The organism is Methylomagnum sp. (assembly GCF_054333355.1).
Map to the genome: position 1 here is coordinate 1 of NZ_JBTEKS010000028.1, position 22797 is coordinate 22797.

21 protein-coding genes are annotated in these 22797 nt (G+C 60.4%); 14 read left to right on the forward strand and 7 right to left on the reverse strand.

Annotated elements, in window-relative coordinates:
• Positions 1-135: 135 nt before the first annotated feature.
• The 3 genes from ACXWUF_RS04100 to ACXWUF_RS04110 all read left to right on the forward strand — a co-directional run bounded on the left by ACXWUF_RS04100 (position 136) and on the right by ACXWUF_RS04110 (position 3357).
• On the forward strand, positions 136-453 hold the full coding sequence (locus ACXWUF_RS04100) for a hypothetical protein (protein ID WP_458493388.1): 318 nt from the start codon (positions 136-138) through the stop codon (positions 451-453).
• 186 nt (positions 454-639) lie between these two features.
• Positions 640-2472, forward strand: coding sequence for a DEAD/DEAH box helicase (locus ACXWUF_RS04105; protein ID WP_458493389.1), 1833 nt, complete (start codon positions 640-642; stop codon positions 2470-2472).
• A 9-nt stretch (positions 2473-2481) separates the two neighbouring features.
• Positions 2482-3357: an ATP-binding protein gene (locus tag ACXWUF_RS04110; RefSeq protein WP_458493390.1), complete on the forward strand. Its 876-nt coding sequence runs from the start codon at positions 2482-2484 to the stop codon at positions 3355-3357.
• A gap of 170 nt (positions 3358-3527) precedes the next feature.
• Here the strand turns inward: ACXWUF_RS04110 and sseA are convergent, their stop codons facing one another.
• The 6 genes from sseA to ACXWUF_RS04140 all read right to left on the reverse strand — a co-directional run bounded on the left by sseA (position 3528) and on the right by ACXWUF_RS04140 (position 9021).
• Positions 3528-4382: a 3-mercaptopyruvate sulfurtransferase gene (sseA, locus tag ACXWUF_RS04115; protein WP_458493391.1), complete on the reverse strand. Its 855-nt coding sequence runs from the start codon at positions 4380-4382 to the stop codon at positions 3528-3530.
• A gap of 119 nt (positions 4383-4501) precedes the next feature.
• Positions 4502-5632 carry a succinyl-diaminopimelate desuccinylase gene (gene dapE / locus ACXWUF_RS04120; protein WP_458493392.1) on the reverse strand — a complete coding sequence of 377 codons (1131 nt, stop codon included), beginning with the start codon at positions 5630-5632 and terminating at the stop codon, positions 4502-4504.
• Positions 5633-5722: 90 nt separating this feature from the next.
• Positions 5723-6073, reverse strand: coding sequence for an ArsC family reductase (locus ACXWUF_RS04125; RefSeq protein ID WP_458493393.1), 351 nt, complete (start codon positions 6071-6073; stop codon positions 5723-5725).
• Positions 6074-6079: 6 nt separating this feature from the next.
• Positions 6080-6649, reverse strand: a complete 570-nt coding sequence (locus tag ACXWUF_RS04130; protein WP_458493394.1) for a DUF2726 domain-containing protein — start codon at positions 6647-6649, stop codon at positions 6080-6082.
• 190 nt (positions 6650-6839) lie between these two features.
• A complete protein-coding gene (locus ACXWUF_RS04135; RefSeq protein WP_458493395.1) occupies positions 6840-7961 on the reverse strand; it encodes a PilT/PilU family type 4a pilus ATPase in 1122 nt (373 codons plus the stop codon).
• 25 nt (positions 7962-7986) lie between these two features.
• Positions 7987-9021, reverse strand: a complete 1035-nt coding sequence (locus ACXWUF_RS04140; RefSeq protein ID WP_458493396.1) for a type IV pilus twitching motility protein PilT — start codon at positions 9019-9021, stop codon at positions 7987-7989.
• Between the two features lie 88 nt (positions 9022-9109).
• Here ACXWUF_RS04140 and ACXWUF_RS04145 point away from each other — a divergent pair, with 88 nt between their 5' ends.
• The 5 genes from ACXWUF_RS04145 (at position 9110) to ACXWUF_RS04165 (ending at position 13623) form a co-directional block, all read left to right on the forward strand.
• A complete protein-coding gene (locus ACXWUF_RS04145) occupies positions 9110-9790 on the forward strand; it encodes a YggS family pyridoxal phosphate-dependent enzyme (RefSeq protein WP_458493397.1) in 681 nt (226 codons plus the stop codon).
• 69 nt (positions 9791-9859) lie between these two features.
• On the forward strand, positions 9860-10684 hold the full coding sequence (proC, locus tag ACXWUF_RS04150) for a pyrroline-5-carboxylate reductase (protein WP_458493398.1): 825 nt from the start codon (positions 9860-9862) through the stop codon (positions 10682-10684).
• A 1-nt stretch (position 10685) separates the two neighbouring features.
• A complete protein-coding gene (locus tag ACXWUF_RS04155; RefSeq protein WP_458493399.1) occupies positions 10686-11261 on the forward strand; it encodes a YggT family protein in 576 nt (191 codons plus the stop codon).
• Positions 11261-11551: a DUF167 family protein gene (locus ACXWUF_RS04160; RefSeq protein ID WP_458493400.1), complete on the forward strand. Its 291-nt coding sequence runs from the start codon at positions 11261-11263 to the stop codon at positions 11549-11551. The genes ACXWUF_RS04155 and ACXWUF_RS04160 overlap by 1 nt, the downstream gene beginning before the upstream one ends.
• An 89-nt stretch (positions 11552-11640) precedes the next feature.
• A complete protein-coding gene (locus tag ACXWUF_RS04165; protein WP_458493401.1) occupies positions 11641-13623 on the forward strand; it encodes a dynamin family protein in 1983 nt (660 codons plus the stop codon).
• Between the two features lie 13 nt (positions 13624-13636).
• Here the strand turns inward: ACXWUF_RS04165 and trmB are convergent, their stop codons facing one another.
• Positions 13637-14371 (reverse strand): tRNA (guanosine(46)-N7)-methyltransferase TrmB, encoded by a 735-nt coding sequence (gene trmB, locus ACXWUF_RS04170; RefSeq protein WP_458493402.1) that lies wholly within the window; start codon positions 14369-14371, stop codon positions 13637-13639.
• Positions 14372-14643: 272 nt separating this feature from the next.
• Between trmB and ACXWUF_RS04175 the strand changes: the two genes are divergently transcribed.
• From ACXWUF_RS04175 to ACXWUF_RS04200, 6 genes are all read left to right on the forward strand, one after another.
• Positions 14644-16122: a hypothetical protein gene (locus ACXWUF_RS04175; RefSeq protein ID WP_458493403.1), complete on the forward strand. Its 1479-nt coding sequence runs from the start codon at positions 14644-14646 to the stop codon at positions 16120-16122.
• A 276-nt stretch (positions 16123-16398) separates the two neighbouring features.
• Positions 16399-16875: a formate dehydrogenase subunit gamma gene (locus ACXWUF_RS04180; protein ID WP_458493404.1), complete on the forward strand. Its 477-nt coding sequence runs from the start codon at positions 16399-16401 to the stop codon at positions 16873-16875.
• On the forward strand, positions 16872-18422 hold the full coding sequence (locus tag ACXWUF_RS04185) for a formate dehydrogenase beta subunit (protein ID WP_458493405.1): 1551 nt from the start codon (positions 16872-16874) through the stop codon (positions 18420-18422). The genes ACXWUF_RS04180 and ACXWUF_RS04185 overlap by 4 nt, the downstream gene beginning before the upstream one ends.
• Before the next feature lie 120 nt (positions 18423-18542).
• The gene (gene fdhF, locus ACXWUF_RS04190) at positions 18543-21386 is read left to right on the forward strand and encodes a formate dehydrogenase subunit alpha (RefSeq protein ID WP_458493406.1); all 2844 of its coding nucleotides are present in this window, start codon (positions 18543-18545) and stop codon (positions 21384-21386) included.
• Between the two features lie 9 nt (positions 21387-21395).
• Positions 21396-22223 (forward strand): formate dehydrogenase accessory sulfurtransferase FdhD, encoded by an 828-nt coding sequence (gene fdhD, locus ACXWUF_RS04195; RefSeq protein ID WP_458493407.1) that lies wholly within the window; start codon positions 21396-21398, stop codon positions 22221-22223.
• Positions 22224-22250: 27 nt separating this feature from the next.
• Positions 22251-22496 (forward strand): formate dehydrogenase subunit delta, encoded by a 246-nt coding sequence (locus ACXWUF_RS04200; protein WP_458493408.1) that lies wholly within the window; start codon positions 22251-22253, stop codon positions 22494-22496.
• Positions 22497-22797 lie beyond the last annotated feature (301 nt).

Here is a 22797-nt window from a genome sequence, read left to right on the forward strand (position 1 = left end):
GGGATGAAATGTCTGCATAGTTTGGTGCATCGCTCAAGAAATCATCTGACACATTTATTAGATACCTTTATTTATATTGGAGCGGGCCTCTGGAACTTTAAACTCTCATTGAAAACACCAACTTAGGTAGGGAACATGTCTACTAAGCAAAACGGCTCGATTATCACCGACCTCGAATTCAAAACCGCCGACCCCGCCAAAAGCGCGCCCAAGGTGGTCAAGAACTGGGGACCGGAACTGGAGGAGCTGTCCGCGCTAGCCACGAAACTCAGAAGCGGTGCCGGTCAGCCGCCGTTGCTTAGCCCCGCGTTTTCCCTGATCCGGGCCAGCTTGGAATTCGCCACCCTGGCAACGGCGGTGCCGACCGACAACGACAAGCTGTTCAAAAGCCTGGGCAAACTAGAGCGGGCCGTCCGCCAGGCGGAAAACGTGCTGATGCGGATGGGGGATTAAGGAAACCCGCCTTCATTTCGTTCCCATTTATCCGGCTGGCCTAAGCAAAACAGCCTAATTACACGCCGGGCACGGATTTTGTCCCCGATTCCGCGTAAAATTAACCATCCCTGAAAGATTTTCGATTCCTACCCGCGCTCAAACCTAGCGCGCCCACACCGTTTTTTTCCATTCCACCGAGACTCCATGAGCGACGACACACCCATCTCCTTCGAAGACCTTGCCATTTCCCCCGCCCTGCTCCAGACCGTCAAGGAAATCGGCTACGAGACCCCCTCTCCCATCCAGGCCGCCTGCATCCCGCACCTCTTGGAAGGGCGCGACATCATCGGCCAGGCCCAGACCGGCACCGGCAAGACCGCCGCGTTCGCCCTGCCCATCCTGAACCGGATCGACACCTCCAAGCGCGTGCCGCAAGCCCTGGTGCTGGCGCCCACCCGCGAACTCGCCATCCAGGTGGCCGAGGCGTTCCAGACCTACGCCCGCCATATCGAGGGCTTCCACATCCTGCCGGTGTACGGCGGCCAGGGCATGGGCCAGCAGCTCCGCCAACTGGCGCGGGGCGTCCACGTCATCGTCGGCACGCCGGGCCGGGTCATGGACCATCTGCGGCGCGAGACCCTGAACCTCAGCCAGCTCACCACCCTGGTGCTGGACGAAGCCGACGAAATGCTGCGCATGGGCTTCATCGAGGACGTGGAGTGGATTCTGGATCACACCCCGGAAGAGCGGCAGACCGCCCTGTTCTCCGCCACCATGCCGCCGGCCATCCGCAAGATCGCCGAGAACTACCTGCGCGACCCGGCGGAGGTGAAGATCAAGGCCAAGACCGCCACCGTCGAGGCCATCAACCAGCAGTTCTGGCTGGTCTCCGGGATGCAGAAGCTGGACGCGCTGACCCGCATCCTCGACGCCGACGATATCGACGCGATGCTGATCTTCGTCCGCACCAAGACCGAGACCGTGGAACTGGCGGAAAAGCTTGAGGCGCGGGGCTACGAGGCCGCGGCGCTGAACGGCGACATGAGCCAAGTGCTACGCGAGAAAGTGGTTGACCGCCTGAAAAGAGGCTCGCTGGACATCGTCATCGCCACCGACGTGGCGGCCCGTGGTCTGGACGTGGAACGCATCACCCACGTCGTGAACTACGACATCCCCTATGACACCGAGGTCTACATCCACCGCATTGGCCGCACCGGACGGGCGGGCCGCAAAGGCACCGCCATCCTGTTCGTGTCGCCCCGCGAAAGGCGGATGCTGCGGGCCATCGAGCAGGCCACCCGCCAGCCCATCCAGCAGATGCGTCTCCCGACCCTGCGCGACATCGCCGACCGCCGCGTCGAGCAGTTCAAGGCGCACTTGGTAGAAGCCCTGGATAGCGAAGACCTGACGTTCTACCGCGACCTAGTGGATAAGATGGTGACCGAGGAGGTCGGCGAAGCCGCCGACATCGCCGCCGCCATCGCCCATCTGATGCACCGCGAGCGCCCGCTGATGGCCCCGAATGAGCCGGAACCGCCGGTAAGAGAATTCCGCGATTTCGACCGCGACCGCCGCCCGGAGCGGGGTGGAGACCGGGGTTGGGACCGTGACCGGGGCGGAGACCGGGGTGCTTGGAGCGGAGATCGTGGTGGCGAACGCGGCGGGGACCGGGGCGGCTTCCGTCGACCCGAGGGCGACATGGTGCGCTACACCATCGACGTGGGCCGAGAGCATGGCGTGATGCCCAAGGACATCGTCGGCGCCATCGCCAACGAGGGCGGCATTCCGGCCAAGCAGATCGGGGCCATCAAGCTATTCGACACCTATAGCACCGTGGAACTGCCCACCAATCTGCCGGAAGAGTTCTTCCGGTCGTTGCGGAAAACCTGGGTTCGCAACCAGCGCATCAATCTGCAACGGGCGGAGGGCGACCAACGGCCCGTGGCCCGCAAGCAGCCCTACAAGGCCGATGTGGTGACGGAACGGCAGCCCTTCGTGAAGAAGCGTCGGCCCAACAAGCCGGAATCCTTCGACTAAACGCGGGCCATGGCCTCCCTGGACCAAGTGCTGGCCCAAGCGTCGGCCCTGCTGGACCGGCTGGAAAAGCTGGCGCCCACCCCGGCGGAAGCCCCGGACTGGGCTTCCGCCCTCGCCTTCCGCTGGCGGGGCGCGGACGCCCGGCCATCCCTGCAAGCCATCCGCCAGCCTCACCGGGTGGCGCTGGCCGACCTCCTCTGCGTGGATCGGCAGAAATCCGAACTGGACCGCAACACCCGGCAACTCCTGCAAGGACTGCCCGCCAACAACGCCCTGCTATGGGGCGCGAAGGGCACTGGCAAGTCCTCCCTGGTCAAGGCGCTGCTCAACGAGTACGCCGACCGGGGCTTGCGGATCATCGAGGTGGACCGCCGCCATCTGGTGGAACTACCGGACATCATCGAGTACCTGTGGGACCGCCCGGAAAAGTTCATCCTGTATTGCGATGACCTTTCCTTCGAAGCGGACGACGAGGGTTACAAGGCGTTGAAGGCCATTCTCGAAGGCTCGCTCAGCACCCCGCCCGCCAATGTGCTGATATACGCCACCTCCAACCGGCGCCATTTGTTGCCGGAATACCCGGAAGATAATCGGCAGGCCAGCTACGTCGAGGGCGAGCTTCACCAGGGCGAGGCGGTGGAGGAAAAAATTTCCTTGTCCGAGCGCTTCGGCGTGTGGCTGTCCTTCCATCCGTTCACCCAGGATCAATATCTGGCGGTGGTCCGGCATTGGCTGGACAAGCTGGGGATCGTCGCCCCGGATGATTGGGAAGCCTCCCGCGCCGAGGCGCTGCGCTACGCCCTGCTGCGGGGTTCCCGGAGTGGCCGGGTGGCTTGGCAGTTCGCCAAGGATTGGAGCGGGCGGCAGGGCTTGGAGAACAAGTAATTCGCCGCTCCCACCAAATTAGCTCTTGGCCGGGGCTTTTCACGTATCATGCCCCCCACCCCAATCCGCCGATTGGCGGGATATTCCCCTCCACCCGGCGCAATGAATTCACTGGCAAGCCGACTCGGTTTTGAAAACCGAGTCGGCTTTTGTCGGTTTTTGAAAAAGGTCTAGCCCGCGCTGACCGGCGTATCCGCCCGCCCGCCCCACTCGGTCCACGAGCCGTCATACACGGCGGCATATTCATTCCCCAGACAATACAAGCCCAAGGCCAGCACGGAGGCCGTGACGCCCGTGCCACAGGTGGCGACCACTTGACGACGCAGGTCGATCCCAGCGTGGTGAAACTCGCTTTCCAATTCGGCGACGGGTTTCAGGCAATGGGTTTGGTCATCCACCAGCCGCTTGAAGAACAGATTCTTGCTATTAGGGATATGCCCCGACCGCAAGCCCTGGCGGGGTTCCGGCTCGGTGCCCGCGAATCGACCGGGCGAACGGGCGTCGAGAATCTGCACCGAGTCATCATTCAGCAGCGTCTTCACTTCATCCAGCCCGCGCACCAGCCCCGGATGGAGCGTGGCGCTGAACTCGCGGGGCGTGGACGCCACCGGCCCGGATTCCAGCGGCAATCCCAAATCTTTCCAGCGGGCCAAGCCGCCATCCAACACCATCACCCGCTCATGCCCGAACACCCGGAAGGTCCACCAGGCCCGCGCCGAGGCCATGAAGCTGTTGTTGTCGTACACCACGATTAAGGTGTGATTGCCGATGCCGAGCTTGCCCACCGATTCGGCGAACAGGCTTTCCGAGGGCAGCATGTGGGGCAGGGGGCTGGCGTGGTCGGCGATGGCGTCGATGTCGAAAAACCGAGCGCCAGGCAGGTGGGCGTCCAAATATTCCCGCGTGGCGTCGCGGCCCTGGTTGGGCAGGAAGAAGGTGGCGTCCAGCACCGCGATGTCCGGGTCGTCCAGACGGCTGGCGAGCGATTCGGCGCTGATGAGGGGGGAGGTGGGTTCCGTGTGCATGGCTGGGTTTCTCCTGAAGTGGGGTGGGCATGTGCTCATGCTCACCGATGCTTGGCTTAATTGGAGGCTCTGGTGGACATGAGTACATGCCCACCCTGCATTTGGATAGGGCGGATGGCTTAGGGTGCGAGGAGATTCACGAGAATTTGCTCGTAAATCTTCGACAAGGTGTCGATGTCTTCCACGCTGACGTGTTCGTTGACCTTGTGGATGGTGCCGTTGAGGGGGCCGATTTCCACCACTTGCGTTCCGGTCGGCGCGATGAAGCGACCATCGGAGGTGCCGCCGCCAGTGTCGGGCTTGGCCCGCATGCCCACAACGGTTTCGATGGCGGCTTGGCAGGCTTCGATCAATTCGGGCCGGGTGGTCAGGAATGGCGCCCCGGACAAGCGCCAAGCCAGTTCGTAGCGCAAGCCGTGCTGGTCCAAGATGGCGTGGGTCCGCCGCTTGAGTTCGGCCTCGGCGATCGCCGTCGAATAGCGGAAGTTGAACAGCACCGTCAAGCGCCCCGGAATCACGTTTTCCGCGCCGGTGCCGGCTTGGATGTTGGACATCTGGAAGCTGGTCGGCGGGAAGAACTCGTTGCCTTGGTCCCACACTTCGGCGGCGAGTTCCGCCAGGGCGGGCGCGGCGCGGTGGATGGGATTGTCGGCTTTTTCCGGGTAGGCGACGTGGCCTTGCACGCCCAACACGGTCAACACGCCGCATAGGGAGCCGCGCCGCCCGACCCGGATCACATCGCCCAGCCGGTCGAAGCTGGACGGTTCGCCGACCACGCACCAATCCATCTTGTCGCCACGGGCCTCGAACGCCTCGACGACCTTGACCACGCCGTGGGTGGACGCGCCTTCCTCGTCGCTGGTGAGCAGCAGGGCCACCGAGCCTTGATGAGCCGGGTGGCGGGCGGCGAAGCGTTCCAGCGCCGTCACCATGGCGGCGATGCCGCTTTTCATGTCGGCGGCGCCGCGTCCATATAGCAGGCCGTCCCGCACGGTCGGCTCGAAGGGCGGGAAAAGCCAGTCATTTTCCGGGCCGGACGGCACCACGTCGGTATGCCCGAGGAAAACCAGCAAGGGCTTGGCCTCGCCCCGCCGCAGCCAGAGATTCTGGGTGTCGGCGAAATCCAGCCGTTCGCAGCGGAAGCCAAAGGGTTCCAGCCGGGCGGCAATCAATTCCATGCAGCCCGCGTCGTCCGGCGTCACCGAGCGGCGGCGGATGAGTTCACAAATCAGGTCGAAGGTGTCGGTCATGGTGCGTCTTGAATTGCACGGTTGTAGGTCGGGCTTTAGCCCGACATTAGCGGGACCGGGAGTAGATCGGGCTAAAGCCCAACCCACAATCTACTTGGGCGGCATCTGGGCATATTGAGCGGGAGAAAAGCCGACTAGGATTCGATCCCCGACGACTAAAACCGGGCGCTTGATGAGGGCGGGGTGGGCCAGCATCAAGGCCAGCGCTTTGTCGCGGTCCACGCCGTCCCGGTCGGTTTCGGGCAGGCCGCGCCAAGTGGTGCCGCGCCGGTTCAGCAGGGCTTCCCAGCCGAGCTGGGTTTCCAGCGATTCCAGCAGCGCGGCGTTCAGTCCATCGGCCCGAAAGTCATGGAAGCGGTGGGCGATGCCCTGTTGATCGAGCCAGGCGCGGGCCTTCCGGCAGGTGTCGCAATTCTTGATGCCATAGAGCGTGGTGGTCATGGCGGCTTAAATCTCCAGGTTTTCCAGGCCGGAAATGCGCGGCTCCCGGCGTCCGCCCGATTCGACCACATACAGCGGCTCCTTGAGGACGGCGGCGGCGATGGCTTCCTTGATTTCGTGGACGTCGTACATGGGACCGGCCTCGATGACCACAAATGGCAGCCCGGCGGCGTGGCAGATGGATTTCAGCGGGTCCACGGGCGGCGCGGATTTCTTCTTGCCGCCGAAGACATGCTCCCGCAGTTGCACCGCGCAGGCGATGGCGAGATCGGCCTTGTCGCACAGGACGAAGGCGAAATGCTGGTCGTCGATGGCGTCCAGGCCGTCTTCCGCGTCGGTTTTGTTTGGATTCGACCGGACGGAGATCGCATCCCGCGCCTTGATTTTGCCGAAGACTTCGTAATCCATACCGACCGCCTGCTTAAGCGTCGCGAAGAACAGCCGTTCTTCCGGGGACAGCAGGAAATCCCGTTTTTGGTAGCCGGGGCGGGAGGGTTTCCGTCGCCGGAAAAACATTCGAAACAACACGATCAGCATGGCGGTCGCGGCCAACCCGCCGAGTACGGCCCAATTCATGAAAACACCTTAATAATCCGGCTTCGACGGGAAAGAGTGGGGCTAGGGGAGTGATGTCCTGAATTATACAGAAGGCGGATGGCCCGCTTGAGCGGGAAATCGGATTGGTGGTGGGAGTGGGCTTCAGCCCACGATCAGGCTTGGCTGTCGCGGGCTGAAGCACGCCCCACAGTTTTCTACTGAAAACGCTCTAACGGTCGTCCACCACGAACATCTTGTCGGAGCGCGGGGAATACCTATCGACGCCGCCTTCCTCGCCGAGCTTAATCATCAGCCGCACTTCGTTCTTGGAGTCGGCGGAATTGAGGGCGTCCTCGTAGGTGATCTTGCCGCTGCGGTAGAGGTCGTAGAGGCACTGGTCGAAGGTCTGCATCCCGTGTTCGCGGGAGTTCTTCATCAATTCCTTGAGCTTGTGGACCTCGCCCTTGCGGATGAAGTCGGAAACCAGCGGGGTGTTGATGAGGATTTCCACGGCGGGATAACGGCCCTTGCCATCGGCCCGCCGGATGAGCTGCTGGGCGACGATGCCCTTCAAGTTCAGGGACAGGTCCATGAAAAGCTGGGAGTGCATGTCTTCCGGGAAGAAATGCAGAATTCGGTCGAGCGCTTGGTTGGCGTTGTTGGCGTGCAGGGTGCTGAGGCACAAATGGCCGGTCTCGGCGAAGGTGACGGCGTGCTGCATGGTCTCGCGGGTGCGGATTTCACCGATGAGGATCACGTCCGGGGCTTGGCGTAGGGTGTTCTTGAGGGCCACCTCGTAGGACTCCGTGTCGATGCCCACCTCCCGCTGAGTGACGATGCAACCGGCGTGGGGATGGACGTATTCCAGCGGGTCTTCGATGGTGATGATATGGCCCGAGGAATGCTCGTTGCGGTATTTGATGAGCGCGGCGAGCGAAGTCGATTTGCCCGTGCCGGTGGCGCCGACGAACAGAATCAGGCCGCGCTTGGTCATCGCCAGTTCGTTGAGGATGGGCGGCAGGAACAGCGATTCCGCCGTCGGGATGGTGGTTTCGATGCGGCGTAGCACCATCCCCGCGCTGTCCCGCTGCACGAAGGCGCTGACCCGGAACCGCCCCAGCCCCTCTGAGGAAATGGCGAAGTTGCATTCCTTGGTGTTCTCGAACTCGTCCCGCTGGCGCTGGTTCATCAGGCTGGTGACGATCTGGTAGGACTGCTCCTTGGTCAGCTTGGCGTTAGAGATGGGTTGGAGTTGCCCATCGACCTTCAAACTTGGCTCCTTGCCGGTGATGATGAACATGTCGGACGCCTTCTTGTGCGTCATCAGCATGAGCAGGGATTCGAATTCCATGGGCTATTGTCTCCTGGGGCTGAAATCAGAAAAGCGTCTTGTTGGCCGCCTTGGTGCGGGCGGCTTGCCGCGAGATAACGCCCTTTTCAACCAATTCTTGAAGGTGCTGGTCGAGGGTTTGCATCCCGTCCTTACGGCCCGTCTGGATGGCCGAGTACATCTGGGCCACCTTGTCCTCACGGATGAGATTGCGGATGGCCGGGGTGCCCACCATGATTTCCCAGGCGGCGGTACGGCCACCGCCGTTCTTCTTCAAAAGCGCCTGGGTGATGACCGCCTGTAGCGACTCCGACAGCATGGAGCGGATGATGCCTTTTTCAGCGGCGGGGAATACGTCCACGATTCGGTCGACGGTCTTGGCGGCCGAGCTGGTGTGCAGGGTGCCGAACACCAAGTGGCCGGTCTCGGCGGCGGTGAGGGCGAGGCGGATGGTTTCCAGGTCACGCATTTCGCCCACCAGGATCACGTCCGGGTCTTCGCGGAGGGCCGAGCGGAGCGCCTCGTTGAAGCCGAGGGTGTCGCGATGCACCTCGCGCTGGTTGATGAGCGACTTCTTGCTCTGGTGGACGAATTCGATGGGGTCTTCGATGGTCAGGATGTGGGAGTGGTCGTTGGAGTTGATGAAATCGATCATCGCCGCCAGGGTGGTGGATTTACCCGAGCCGGTTGGGCCGGTGACGACGATGAGTCCGCGTGGATGACGGGTCACGTCCTGGAAGAATTTGGGGCAGCCCAAGTCTTCCAGGGTCAGCACCTTGGAGGGAATAGTGCGGAACACCGACGCCGAGCCACGATCCTGGTTGAAGGCGTTGACGCGGAAGCGGGCCACGCCGGGCAACTCAAAGGAAAAGTCGCATTCCAGGAATTCTTCGTAATCGCGCCGCTGTTTGTCGTTCATAATGTCGTAGACCAGCGCGTGCACCTCCTTGTGATCCAAGGCCGGGACGTTGATGCGGCGGATGTCGCCATCCACGCGGATCATGGGGGGCAGGCCAGCGGACAGGTGCAAGTCGGAGGCGTTGTTTTTGACCGAAAAAGCCAGTAATTCGGCGATATCCATGGAACTCCCCTGGGATGATTATTGTGAAACCGTAGGTCAGCGGATAACCTTTTAGAATGTCCAAGTATATACAAACGCGACAAGCCGCATGAAGACATCGACCGGGGAGCGATTGGCCGCTGTTCAGCGGCGGATACGACTGGCCGAGCAGGCCGCTGACCGACCCGAGAATTCAGTGCGCCTGATTGCCGTCAGCAAGACCCAGCCCGTGGAAGCCTTGACTGCGGCTTATCAGTGCGGGCAGCGGGATTTCGGCGAGAATTATTTCCAGGAAGCCTTGGCGAAACAGGACCGGCTGGCGCATTTCGACATCGTCTGGCATTTCATCGGCCCGATTCAATCCAACAAGACCCGGCCCATCGCCTCGCGCTTCGCCTGGGTGCATAGCGTGGACCGCCTGAAAATCGCCGAGCGCCTGAGCGAGCAACGGCCCGTCAATTTGCCGCCGCTTAATATCTGCATTCAGGTGAATGTCAGCGGGGAAGCCAGCAAGTCGGGCGTGGCCTTGGACGCCCTGCCGGATTTGGTGGCGGCGGTCGCGAAATTGCCGAGGCTGCGGCTGCGGGGCTTGATGGCGATTCCCGCGCCCACCCACGATCCCGAGCAGCAGCGGCAGGCGTTCCGGGCCTTGCGGCGGGCGTTCGATGGGCTTGCGGATTACGGCTTGGATGCCTTGTCCATGGGCATGTCCGAGGACTTGGAAGCCGCTGTGCTGGAGGGCGGCACGCTGGTCCGCGTCGGCACGGCGCTGTTCGGCCCACGGCTCTAATGGCGCAGTGTTCACCGGGACATGCCCGACTAGGTTAGAATAGCGGGCAACAGTTTTGAGACGAACGGCATGAGACAGAAAACCCTTGGTTTTATTGGCGCTGGCAACATGGCCGGCAGTTTGATCGGCGGCTTGATTTCGGATCGCTATGCCCCGCAAAACATTTGGGTATCGGACGTCGACGAAGCGAAGCTTAAGGATTTGGCCCATCGCTTTGGGGTGAACACCAGCATGGACAACAAAGCCGTGGCGGAGCGCTCGGAAGTTTTGGTATTGGCCGTGAAGCCCCAGGCCATGCGGCCCGTGGTGGCGGAACTGGCCGCTACAATTCAAAAGCAATCGCCCGTGTTGGTCAGTATTGCGGCGGGCATCAGCGAAGGGGCGCTGGATCGCTGGGCGGGTGGCAACGTGGCTATTGTCCGCTGTATGCCGAATACCCCGGCCCTGGTTAAAACCGGCGCCACGGCCTTGCACGCCAATGAGAAGACATCCACGCAGCAACGCAGCCAAGCCGAGGCCATCCTGCGCTCCGTGGGCCTGACCGTGTGGGTTGAGGAGGAATCCTCCCTGGATGCGGTGACGGCCTTGTCTGGGAGCGGCCCGGCATATTTCTTCCTGCTGATGGAAGCGATGGAAGAGGCGGCGGTTGGGCTGGGGCTGGACCGTGTCACGGCGCGTTTGCTGACCCAGCAAACCGCGCTCGGGGCGGGCCGCATCGCCATAGAATCGGAGGAACCCCCGGCGGAACTGCGGCGGCGGGTGACATCGCCCGGCGGAACCACCGAGCGGGCCATCGCCACCTTTGAGGATGGCAATCTGCGCGCGCTGGTCGCTGAAGCCATCGGCGCGGCGGCGCGGCGGTCGGCTGAGCTGTCCGAACAACTCGGGGGCTGAAATGTCGGCGGACTACCTGGTCGCTCCCGCTGTTTTTTTGATTGACACCCTATTCAGCCTTTATATTTTCGCGCTGCTGCTGCGTTTTATCTTTCAATGGGTGGAGGCCGATTATCACAATCCGATCTCCCAGTTCTTAATTAAGATAACGCATCCCCCGCTTCGACTGCTGCGCCGGTTCATTCCTTCCATCGCCCGCATCGACACGGCCTCCTTGCTGTTGATGTATGGGCTACAAATTTTGGGCAGCTATCTGATATTCTGGCTGAAAGGAACGCCCACAACCTTTCCAGCGCTATGTGTCTGGGCCTTCGCGCAATTGTTGGATGTGGTGTTTAACGTCTATCTTTTTGCAATTGCCATACGAGCCATACTGAGTTGGGTGGGGCCGGGCGTTTATAATCCCGCGACAGCCTTGTTATATAGCTTGACCGAGCCGTTACTGCGCGCCAGTCGGCGCCTAGTTCCGCCGATTGGCGGGATCGACTTGTCGCCGCTCGTCGTGTTCATTGGCATTGAATTGGTGAGGATTTTAAGCGCCACGCCATTACAGCGCCTGATGACGTTATTAAACTGATGAAATTCCAGCCCGACTGGCAAGGGGCGGACTTGATACTCAATGTCCACGTCCAGCCAAGGGCTGGCAAGGACGAAATCGTTGGATGTCATGGTGACCGGTTGAAGATAAGAATTTCGGCACCGCCCGTTGATGGCAAGGCCAACAAGCATCTTGTTGGTTTCCTGGCCGAAACATTCCAGGTTGCCAAGCGGGATATAATACTTTTGGCGGGAGAGAGTGGCCGCGACAAGCGCTTCAAGATTTTATCTCCGAAGCATTTGCCCGAGTCCATTGCCAAGTCTCAGTAAATGGACTGAGCCGGGATTTCGTCTACACTTCCTTTTTGTTTTGTCCAAAGATGCATTTGTCCGATGGGCGATAGGATCAAGAGCCGGAGATGAGCACCATCCAATTCAAAGATAAGCTGCGGGGATATGGCGAATGGCGCGAGCAATTAAGCCAAGCGGTTGAACAGTACCGGGCGTGGCTGGACCGCTATCAACTCAATAGCGAAGGCGTCAACGAAACTATCTCCACCATGCTGGAGGGGTTGCGCAGTGACCGGATCATCCTAGCGTTCGCGGCTGAATTTTCGCGGGGCAAAACAGAGCTTATCAACGCTCTGTTTTTTTCGGATACCGGGGTGCGCTTGCTGCCGTCATCGCCCGGTCGAACCACGATGTGTCCGACTGAAATTTTCTATGATGCGACGGGCGGGAGCTACATCCGCCTGTTGGGAATCGAGAGCCGTCTCAGCGACACGCCGCTGACCGACTATAAGAAGCATCCGCGCAGTTGGATGCAGATCGACTTGGATTGCGATTCCCCGGTCCAAATGCAGGAAGCCTTCCAGGAGTTGGCCGCCACCAAGCAAGTGAGCGTGGCCGAGGCTCGCAAGCTCGGGCTTTATTCCGAGGATATGCACATGCCTCACGGGGATGAGCCGGACACGGTGGAGGTTCCCTGCTGGCGCCACGCGCTCATCAGCTTCCCCCACCATTTGCTTAAGGAAGGGTTGACCATCCTCGACACGCCGGGTTTGAACGCCCTTGGCGCGGAGCCGGAACTCACCCTGCAAATGTTGCCGAAGGCCCAGGCGGTCATTTTCGTGCTGGCCGCCGACACGGGCGTGACCAAGAGCGACCTCGACATGTGGCGCAATCATGTCCGTGGGTCGCGGCAAGGCAATAAGAAGAGTGGCTTGGCGGTGGTCTTGAATAAGATCGACTCCATGTGGGGCGACCTTCAAGGCGAGGAGACCATAGAAAAGTCGATTCGCTCCCAGACCGAATCCGTGGGCAAAATCCTGGAAGTGGACAACAAGGTGATTTTCCCCATGTCCGCCAAGCAGGCGCTGCTCGCCAAGGTCAAGGGAGACAAGGCGCTGCTGGAAAAGAGTCGCCTCAAGAGCTTTGAAGAGTATCTGGCCGAAAGCGTCGTCAAGGAACGCCAAAACCTCGTGGTCGGGTCGATAGCGCAAGGCGTGGGGCACTTGGTCAGTGAGTCCTCAAGTGCTTTGGAGGCGCAGGTTCTCGATGCCGAGCGTCAGATCACGGACCTGCGTCAGATCGACATCACCAATAAAAGCAAGCTATCCCAGTTGATGACGGAAACCCGTGGTCAACAGAGCAGCTATCTGGTCGGCGTCGATCAGTTCCAGGCGAGTCGGCGGGTATTCGCGGTGCAGGCGAAGCTGCTGGTGGATTCCTTGGCGCCCGAAAAAGTCGAGGAAATCGTCCGTCGTACCCGCAAACAAATGGCGGGCAGCCTGACCACGGTCGGCATGAAGGGGGCGATGAGATCGGTGTTGGATGAGCTGCGGTCCGTGCTCCTGAATGCGGTGACTGTCTGTGAGGAGACGCGCAAGCTGGTCAGGGGGATTTATGCCAAGTTCCAAGAAGAGCATGGTGTAGCCGAGCTGAAGCCGCCGCTGCTGTCCCTGAAGCAGTATCAGGCTGAGCTTGAACAGGTGTTCGACGAGGGCGAATCCTTTAGAACCAGTGCCTCATCGACACTCATGGAGCAAAGCACCGTGGTGGTCAAGCTCTATACCACCACCGTTGCGCGAGCTAGGGAATTATTTGAGCAAGCCCATAAGGATGCCATCGGCTGGACCACCATGGCTCTGGTGCCCTTGGTTCACCAGATTAAGGACCACAAGCGTTTGATCGAAAGCCGCTTGGAGGTTCTGCGCAAGGTCAACGAGACGGGCGCATCCTTGGATGGGGAAATTGCCACCCTGGTCAAGTCCTTGAATTTGCTTCGCCACCAATATTCCGAATTGGTTGAAATCAAGAAGGGGCTTCAGATTGACGAGAAGGAGGGCGAAGGCGATCCTCAATCGCAGGATTATCGTCCGCCCAGAGCGATGGTTAGCTAAAATCACCCCGCTTTCACCGTCGGGTGAAAACCAAGTCCCATACCCCATGTCCGAGTCCCTGTCCCCTTGATTCAAATTTTGTCAAGGGGCGGTGGGCTGGGCGCGATGAGTAAGCGTTCTTTCCTTCCCTGTTTTCAAGTCCAGGGCATTCCCCCAGAACGCTCAGCATATGTTGGGCGTAGTCCTCCCAATCCGTTGCCGCGTGGAAAAAGCCGCCGCGTTCCAGCTTCCTGGTTATTAGCCCCATAAAGGCGGGGTTGACTATGCGTCGCTTGTGGTGTCGTTTTTTGGGCCAGGGGTCCGGGAAAAATAAATTGACTCCGGCTAGGCTGGCATCGGCTATGTTCTTGTCCAGAACCTCCATGGCGTCGGCGTTATAAATGCGCACGTTGGTCAGGCCGCGTTCACTCAATTTCAGCAGCAAGTGACCGACGCCGGGCCGATGCACCTCCATGCCTAGAAAATCTTTATCCGGTTGATCCGCCGCCATCTGAGCCAGCGATTCTCCGTTGCCGAAGCCAATCTCAACGATCACAGGGGCTTCCCGCCCGAAAACGGCCTGTTTGTCAAAGGCTTGACCGGACTCAAGTCCATACACCGGCCACAGGGTTTCCAAGGCTTTTTGCTGACCATCGGTTAGACGCCCCTGGCGTAGCGTGAAGCTGCGTATGCGCCGAAAATTGGCCGCGACATTTTCGCGAGAAGCGTCTGATTCAGGAATGTTATCAGTGTTATTTTGTCGGTTCATTTTGTAACAGTCAGTAATGGTACGATCTGGTTATAACCAAATAAATGGTTATATTTACTAGATAAATCTTTCGTAGGGCCGCAGCGAGGATGCTTTCCCTCGCAAGGCGCGTTTGTGAATCCCTTGGAGATTTAACGCCTGACCTAAGTCGTTTAATGAAACAACGGATAGTTTGAGCGAACGCGATCCCCTGCGGCGTGGTTGAGTTCGGGGGGTTAAGATATGCCCTCGATTCGCGTAGGTCAAAGTTCAAAGACGGGTCGTTTATAGCGATGAACTTAAGAGCCGAGAAGTTGCCGCCAGTATCGGTTGAGCCGATGCAGGTTCTGGCAGGACTTTATAGATCAACTTTCGTGGATAAGATGCGGGAGCGGTTCCGGCTAATGTTGGCGGGAGCCTACGCGGTTTATATCGCGGTGTTGGGGGAAGAATCCGATCCCGACGTGAGAGTCCACCTCGCTGACGTTTTGCACGACATCGCCGCACACACGGGCGAGTTGGTCGATGTATTTGAGGAGGAATTGATGCGCTCTTTCCGGGCCGAGATGGACTCCGGTTCGCCGGATGATTCCGCCGCCATGGATGTGGGTGCCAAGACTTCTCGCCCTGCCGCCTTGTCAATTGAATTAGGGGCTGGCTCGGGGGTTCAGGAATTCATTGCCAGGTCAATTAAAGGCTACGACACCCGCTACGGCAGCATCATTTTGGCCCTCACCAGAACTTTCGTGAAGCTCACCGATCAGCCCGTTGAGAGCTTCCGCCCGCCATGGACCCCCGCCAGATTGTTTGCAGCGTTTGCCGTCGTTCTCGACCAGGTCGGGATGCCCATGCACGGCGCGGTCAAGCTCGCTTTGTACAAAATGTTCTCGCAGGAGGTTCTGCGGTACTTGGGGGATGGATGCATGGATTTCCGTTATGCGTTACCCCATAGTTTGGCGGAACTGACCCACCCCGCTCATGAGCGTGCCGTCTTTCCAGCCTTGGCTGGTTTGCATCCGGTTTCCCCGACCTCGGGTTTGAAGCCCGACACCGCAGCGGATTCTGATTCGCGCAGGGCGTCTCCGGTGGCGGACGCGGCTGAGCGTGAGGGTTCGCGCATTGAAAATTCAACCGCAACCGCGAAGCCCCGCAAATTCGCCCATATCGGACTCGCCTTGTTTGGTTGTGCCGCGCTCATGGCCGCTGGTTGGTGGATAGGGGTGTATATCGCGAGAACGCGGCCATTGACAAGCTTGAGCCATGAGCAGCCTGTCCCCGGCAATCTTTCCCAATCCGAAGCAGAATCGACCGTCCATCATCCTTCTGCCCAGGCGCGGGCATTGGTCACGAACCCGTCCACCACCACCGAAGCGCCGCTCTTGTCTACCGCAGGGGTGCCGGTGAAAGGAGGGGAAGCCCTTTCCCGCAAGGCGGGTCCAATTTCCGCCGCAGATTCTTACGAAAGGCGCGAGATGCTGCGTGGTTTGAAGCTAAAGAATTTCGCGTGGAAAATCGACGCCGGTACAAACGAAATGCTATTTACCCTAACCCTCATGAATGCCAATCTGGTAAATGTCGGTGGCGTCGAGGTGGTTTGTTCCCAGTATTCCGGGTCCCTGGATTTTCTTGAAGCCGCCAAGGCGGTGCTTGCGGAGCCGGTTGAGGCGGGCCAGACCAAAATATTCAAAGCGGTGCCCATCGGTTCCGCCAGCGAGCAAGTCGACCGGGTCAATTGCGTCATAGCCGACTTGCAAGTCATGGCTTCCCCATAAGCCTCGACATCGCCCCTCGGTTCACACATTTCGCAGTCGGGTCGCCCCTTCAATTTTTTACTTGTGGATTCAGATTGCCCGCCCTATTCACCCACTCCTGGCAGGGTTTAAAAACACACTAAAACACTCGGTTAAAGAATTGCAAAAAATCACATGGGGAATTAAAGTGTGCGCCCATATTCATTCGTTGGCAGAAATAATGCGGCCATGCGCAAGGAGCGGTTTCAGGGTTGGGAGAGGCGTGGCCGAGCCAAACTACCGTTGAGCGAGCGAGCAATGACTGAACAACACTGGGACCGGGACACGGTGCGAGGCATCATCGCCGATGCGAAGAACAAGCCGGGCGCGTTGCTACCCATTCTGCACGGCATTCAGGACGCTTTGGGCTATGTGCCGCCGGAGAGCGTCCCGCTAATCGCCGGGGAGCTGAACCTGTCGCGGGCCGAAGTGCATGGCGTCATCAGCTTCTACCACTATTTCCGCGAGACGCCGCCGGGCAAACGCACGATTTACGTTTGCCGGGCGGAAGCCTGTCAGGCCATGGGGTCCGACGCGCTGGAAGCCCACGCCAAGCAGAGTCTCGGCATCGACTACCACGACACCACCGCCGACGGGGCCTTCAGCCTGGAGCCGGTGTACTGCCTCGGCAACTGCGCCTGCTCCCCCTCGCTGATGATTGATAAGGAAGTGCATGGCCGGGTGACGCCGGAGCGGTTCGACGAGATCATTGAAACCGTGCGGGTGAACGCATGATTAAGGTATATGTTCCACGCGATTCCAGCGCTTTGGGTTTGGGCGCTGAGCATGTTGCTAGCGCTATTCAGATTGAGGCCGCCAAGCGCGATGTCCGCATTGAATTAATTCGCAATGGTTCCCGTGGCCTGTATTGGCTGGAGCCATTGGTTGAAGTCGAAACATCCATAGGCCGGATCGCTTACGGTCCAGTTACCACACGCGATGTGCATTCCTTGTTTGAGTCTGGTTTTCTCCAAGGCAACCCACATCCGCTCTGCCAGGGCGTGACCGCCGACATTCCCTATTTGAAGAAACAGGAACGCCTGACCTTCGCCCGCGTCGGCATCACCGATCCGGTGAGCCTAGACGATTATCTGGCACATGATGGCTATCGCGGCCTGCGGCGTGCTTTGGACATGGCTCCGTCCGCCATCGTCGATGAAGTGACCCAATCCGGTCTGCGTGGCCGGGGCGGCGCGGCCTTCCCGACCGGCATCAAATGGCGCACCGTGCTGAACACTGTTGCCGATCAAAAGTACATCGTCTGCAACGCCGACGAAGGCGATTCCGGCACCTTCTCCGACCGCATGGTGATGGAAGGCGACCCCTTGGTCCTGATTGAAGGCATGACCATCGCCGGGCTGGCCGTCGGCGCGACTCAAGGTTACATCTATCTCCGCGTCGAATACCCCCACGCCCACCAAGCCTTGAACGAAGCCATTGTCGCCGCCTATGCGGCGGGCTATCTGGGCAAGGACATTTTGGGCAGCGGCAAGGCTTTCGATTTGGAGGTCCGGCTCGGCGCGGGCGCGTATGTGTGCGGCGAGGAAACCTCCCTGCTGGAAAGCTTGGAAGGCAAGCGCGGCCTCGTCCGCTTCAAGCCGCCGCTGCCAGCGATTAAAGGTCTATTCGGCCAGCCCACCGTCATCAACAACGTCATCTCCCTGGCCTCCGTGCCCATCATTTTGGACAAGGGCGGCGACCATTACCGCGATTTCGGCATGGGCCGCTCGCGGGGCACGTTGCCCATCCAATTGGCGGGCAATCTCAAGCGTCCCGGCCTCGTGGAAAAAGCCTTCGGTCTGACGCTCCGGGAAATCCTCTACGACTACGGCGGCGGTTCCGCCAGCGGTCGGCCCATCCGGGCGGTGCAAGTGGGTGGACCGCTCGGTGCCTATCTGCCGGAATCCCAGTTCGACACCCCCCTCGATTACGAAGCCTTCGCCGCCATTTGGGCGGTGTTGGGTCATGGCGGCGTGGTGGCTTTCGACGACACTGTCAATATGGCGAAGATGGCCCGCTACGGCATGGAGTTCTGCGCCGAGGAATCCTGCGGCAAATGCACGCCCTGCCGGATTGGCTCCACCCGTGGCGTCGAGGTCATCGACAAGATTGCCTCCGGCATCGAGCGCGACCGCAACTTAAGGCTGCTGCGCGATCTGTCCGACACCATGCTCAATGGCTCGCTCTGCGCCCTCGGCGGCATGACGCCGTATCCGGTGCTAAGCGCACTCAATCACTTCCCCGAAGACTTCGGGGCTTCCACGGTGGAACAAGCGGCTTAGTCAATCCGCCCACACGGTGCCACCGCCTTAAGCCACGCTCAGGACAGGCACCGGAACCGCCCCGCCTCACGACTTCCCACGCGGTGTGTGGGAACGAGCAATGATAGGAGGAGTCATCCCATGGCACTGCGCGATTACGATTACGGCACCCCGGCGAGTGATTCGCCGAAACTGGTCACTTTGGAAATCGACGGCTTCAGCGTCACCGCGCCGGAAGGCACGTCGGTGCTGCGGGCTGCCGCGAGTGTCGGCATCCAGATTCCCAAGCTGTGCGCCACCGACAGTTTGGAACCGTTCGGTTCCTGTCGGTTGTGCTTGGTGCAAATCGAGGGCGGGCGCGGTCTTCCAGCCTCCTGCACCACGCCGGTCGCGGAGGGCATGAAGGTCTGCACCCAGAACGAACGGCTGGCGAATGTCCGGCGCGGGGTGATGGAGCTGTATATTTCCGACCACCCGCTGGACTGCCTGACCTGTTCCGCCAATGGCAACTGCGAATTACAGGACATGGCCGGTGCCGTGGGTCTGCGCGAAGTGCGCTACGGCTACGAAGGCGAGAACCACCTCAAGTCCGACAAGGACGCCAGCAATCCCTATTTCAGTTTCGATCCCGCCAAGTGCATCGTCTGTTCGCGCTGCGTCCGGGCCTGCGAGGAAACCCAAGGCACTTTCGCCCTGACCATTCAAGGGCGCGGCTTCGATTCCAAGGTGTCGCCGGGCCAGAACCAAGCGTTCATGGAGTCCGAGTGTGTGTCCTGTGGCGCTTGCGTACAGGCTTGCCCGACCGCCACCCTGATGGAAAAGAGCGTCATCGACCAAGGCCAGGCGGAACACAGCATTGTCACCACCTGCGCGTATTGCGGCGTGGGCTGCTCGTTCAAGGCCGAGATGAAGGGCGCGGACGTGGTCCGCATGGTGCCCAACAAGGACGGCCACGCCAACCACGGCCATTCCTGCGTCAAGGGCCGTTTCGCCTTCGGCTACGCCACCCACAAAGACCGCATCACCACGCCGATGATCCGCAAGAGCATCAGCGACCCGTGGCAGGCGGTGTCCTGGGAAGAAGCCATCAGCTACGCGGCGTCCGAATTCAAGCGCATCCAGCATGACCATGGCCGCTATTCGGTCGGCGCTCTCACTTCCAGCCGTTGCACCAACGAGGAAACCTACCTCGTGCAAAAGCTGGTGCGGGCCGCTTTCGGCAATAACAATGTCGACACCTGCGCCCGCGTTTGCCATTCACCGACCGGCTACGGACTCAAGCAGACCTTGGGCGAATCGGCGGGCACCCAGACGTTCGACTCGGTGATGAAGTCCGACGTCATCATGGTCATCGGTGCCAACCCCACTGATGGCCATCCGGTGTTCGGTTCGCTGATGAAAAAGCGCATCCGTCAGGGCGCTAAGCTCATCGTCGCCGATTCCCGCGACATCGACTTGGTGAAGTCGGCGCACGTCAAGGCCGACTACCATTTGAAGCTACGCCCCGGCACCAATGTGGCCTTGGTCAACGCCCTCGCCCATGTCATCGTGGCCGAAGGACTCGCCGCCGAAGCGTTCGCTTTGGAGCGCTGCGACGTGGCGTCCTACCAAAAATGGAAGGCATTCGTGAGCGAGGAGCGCAACTCGCCGGAAGCCTTGGAATCCACCACGGGCGTCCCGGCGGAAACGGTGCGAGCGGCGGCGCGGCTTTACGCGACCGGCGGCAACGCGGCCATTTACTACGGCTTGGGCGTCACCGAACACAGCCAGGGTTCCACCACGGTCATCGGCATCGCCAACTTGGCGATGGCGACCGGCAATGTCGGTCGGGAAGGCGTGGGCGTGAATCCCTTGCGCGGCCAGAACAATGTGCAGGGTTCCTGCGACATGGGTTCATTTCCGCACGAATTCCCCGGCTACCGCCACGTATCCGACTTCGAGACCCGCTCCTTGTTCGAATCGGCTTGGGGCGTGACCCTGGAATCCGAGCCGGGCCTGCGTATTCCCAACATGTTCGGCGCGGCGCTGGATGGCAGTTTCAAAGGCTTGTATTGCGAAGGCGAGGACATCGCCCAGTCCGATCCCGACACCCAGCACGTCCACGCCGCGCTCCGCGCCATGGAATGCGTGGTGGTCCAGGATATCTTCCTGAACGAAACAGCCAAGTTCGCCCATGTGTTCCTGCCCGGTTCGTCCTTCCTCGAAAAGAATGGCACCTTCACCAACGCCGAACGGCGCATCTCGCCCGTGCGGAAGGTGATGCCGCCGCTGGCCGGGTACGAGGACTGGCAGGTGACGCAGATGCTGTCGAATGCCCTGGGCTATCCCATGAATTACTCGCACCCGTCCGAGATCATGGATGAAATCGCCAGCCTAGTGCCGACTTTTACGGGCGTCAGCTATGCGAAGCTGGAAGAACTCGGCAGCGTGCAGTGGCCGTGCAACGAGAAAGCGCCCGAAGGCACGCCCACCATGCACATCGACCGCTTCGTGCGCGGCAAGGGCCGGTTCCTGCTGACCGAATACACGCCGACCCCGGAACGCACCACCAGCCGCTTCCCGTTGATCCTGACCACGGGCCGCATCCTGTCCCAGTACAATGTGGGCGCTCAGACCCGTCGCACCCCGAATTCCATGTGGCATTCGGAGGACCGGCTGGAAATACATCCACACGACGCTGAAAATCGGGGCATCAAGGACGGCGACTGGGTGGGCATCAAGAGCCGGGCCGGTGAAACCGTGCTGCGCGCTTTAGTCAGCGAACGGATGCAGCCGGGCGTCGTTTACACCACCTTCCATTTCCCGGAATCCGGCGCCAACGTCATCACCACCGACAATTCCGACTGGGCCACCAATTGCCCCGAGTACAAGGTCACGGCGGTGCAGGTCACAAAGGTGAGCGAAACTTCCGAATGGCAGCGCCAATACCGCGAATTCACCGAGGAGCAATTGGCCCATTTGGAAAACCGCGCGGCGGCGGGCTAAATCACCGCCATGGCGGTCGTTGCCGACGAACTCGGCTGGCCCAGCTATCAGGTGAGGCCGGTCGAGCGTTGGCGGGACGGCGTTCAAACCCAGCAGGATGATTGTGTCGCCGAGGAAGCCCCGGTCGCGCTCATGTATAACGGCGAGCCGCATGTGGTCATGCTGGCGACCCCGCTGGATTTGGAAGACTTCGCGCTGGGTTTCAGCCTGACCGAAAATATCGTGGCCGACCGTCGAGAAGTTGCGTCGATCCGGGTTTACCAACGGTCGGAAGGCATCGAAGTTCGCCTGCGCATCCCGGACGCCCGTTGTGAAACCGTCGCCGACAAGGGCCGCAATCTCGCAGGGCGCACCGGCTGCGGTTTATGCGGGGCGCGGACCTTGCAGCAGGCCGTGCGCCGTCCGCCGCCAGTGGGGCAGGGCACACGGGTTTCATCCTCCGAATTGGCGAAAGCCTTAGCTGAATTACGCGACCATCAACGGCTGAACCGCTTGACCGGGGCCGTCCACGCGGCGGCTTGGGTGGTGCCGGGGCAGGGCATCGCGCTGGTTCGGGAAGATGTGGGTCGGCACAACGCCCTGGACAAGCTCATTGGCGCCCTGGCGAAAAAAGACACCGATTTCGGCGGCGGCTTCGTGATCGTCACCAGCCGGGCCAGCTACGAAATGGTCCAAAAATGCGCCTCGGTGGGTATTAGTTTCATGGCCGCGATTTCTGCGCCGACTGGACTCGCCGTGCGGCTCGCCGAGGACACCGGCTTCACCCTGGTGGGTTTCGCCCGCGACGATAGTCATGTGGTTTATGCCCATCCGCCGCGTTTGATCCACCCCAAATAACATCTCAAAAACCAGCCTCGATAATCCATGGATACTGAAAATCTGGTCAAAATGGCCAACGACATCGGCAATTTTTTCACTGCCGAACCCGACCACGCCGCCGCCGTGCATGGCGTTTTCGATCACCTTAAAAAATTCTGGGATCCCCGGATGCGCCGCGCCATCGTCCTCCACTATCGCGCTGGCGGCGTGGGCCTGAACGATCTGGCGCGGGCCGCTGTGGGCCAGTTGGATGAGGAAACCAGCGATCTGCATTCGACCGGGGACGGTTGAGTCTGAGCCTTCCCATCCAACCGAGAATGCCCGGCAGGCTAATCGGTTTTAACCTCGCTTCAATCGGGGAACGCCAGCGATGGTTGTTCCCCGATTTCGTATCCATGCCCCGCCAGTTTCCCGCCTGCTAGCTCAATACAGGACCATCGCCATGGGCGACAAAGACATCATTTCCAAGCGCGTCCTTAAGAATCTGGTGTGGGATTTCGCCATTCACCTGTTCGGGTTGCCCGTGACCGAATTGACCTCTACGCGGTGGATTGCGGGGAGTTCCTGCGGCAGGATTCGCCGGACGCCTGGG

Coding starts and splice junctions, on each gene's coding strand:
- ACXWUF_RS04100 (WP_458493388.1), top strand. CDS start 136: ATGTCTACTAAGCAAAACGGCTCGATTATCACCGACCTCGAATTCAAA.
- ACXWUF_RS04105 (WP_458493389.1), top strand. CDS start 640: ATGAGCGACGACACACCCATCTCCTTCGAAGACCTTGCCATTTCCCCC.
- ACXWUF_RS04110 (WP_458493390.1), top strand. CDS start 2,482: ATGGCCTCCCTGGACCAAGTGCTGGCCCAAGCGTCGGCCCTGCTGGAC.
- sseA (WP_458493391.1), bottom strand. CDS start 4,382: ATGCACACGGAACCCACCTCCCCCCTCATCAGCGCCGAATCGCTCGCC.
- dapE (WP_458493392.1), bottom strand. CDS start 5,632: ATGACCGACACCTTCGACCTGATTTGTGAACTCATCCGCCGCCGCTCG.
- ACXWUF_RS04125 (WP_458493393.1), bottom strand. CDS start 6,073: ATGACCACCACGCTCTATGGCATCAAGAATTGCGACACCTGCCGGAAG.
- ACXWUF_RS04130 (WP_458493394.1), bottom strand. CDS start 6,649: ATGAATTGGGCCGTACTCGGCGGGTTGGCCGCGACCGCCATGCTGATC.
- ACXWUF_RS04135 (WP_458493395.1), bottom strand. CDS start 7,961: ATGGAATTCGAATCCCTGCTCATGCTGATGACGCACAAGAAGGCGTCC.
- ACXWUF_RS04140 (WP_458493396.1), bottom strand. CDS start 9,021: ATGGATATCGCCGAATTACTGGCTTTTTCGGTCAAAAACAACGCCTCC.
- ACXWUF_RS04145 (WP_458493397.1), top strand. CDS start 9,110: ATGAAGACATCGACCGGGGAGCGATTGGCCGCTGTTCAGCGGCGGATA.
- proC (WP_458493398.1), top strand. CDS start 9,860: ATGAGACAGAAAACCCTTGGTTTTATTGGCGCTGGCAACATGGCCGGC.
- ACXWUF_RS04155 (WP_458493399.1), top strand. CDS start 10,686: ATGTCGGCGGACTACCTGGTCGCTCCCGCTGTTTTTTTGATTGACACC.
- ACXWUF_RS04160 (WP_458493400.1), top strand. CDS start 11,261: ATGAAATTCCAGCCCGACTGGCAAGGGGCGGACTTGATACTCAATGTC.
- ACXWUF_RS04165 (WP_458493401.1), top strand. CDS start 11,641: ATGAGCACCATCCAATTCAAAGATAAGCTGCGGGGATATGGCGAATGG.
- trmB (WP_458493402.1), bottom strand. CDS start 14,371: ATGAACCGACAAAATAACACTGATAACATTCCTGAATCAGACGCTTCT.
- ACXWUF_RS04175 (WP_458493403.1), top strand. CDS start 14,644: ATGAACTTAAGAGCCGAGAAGTTGCCGCCAGTATCGGTTGAGCCGATG.
- ACXWUF_RS04180 (WP_458493404.1), top strand. CDS start 16,399: ATGACTGAACAACACTGGGACCGGGACACGGTGCGAGGCATCATCGCC.
- ACXWUF_RS04185 (WP_458493405.1), top strand. CDS start 16,872: ATGATTAAGGTATATGTTCCACGCGATTCCAGCGCTTTGGGTTTGGGC.
- fdhF (WP_458493406.1), top strand. CDS start 18,543: ATGGCACTGCGCGATTACGATTACGGCACCCCGGCGAGTGATTCGCCG.
- fdhD (WP_458493407.1), top strand. CDS start 21,396: ATGGCGGTCGTTGCCGACGAACTCGGCTGGCCCAGCTATCAGGTGAGG.
- ACXWUF_RS04200 (WP_458493408.1), top strand. CDS start 22,251: ATGGATACTGAAAATCTGGTCAAAATGGCCAACGACATCGGCAATTTT.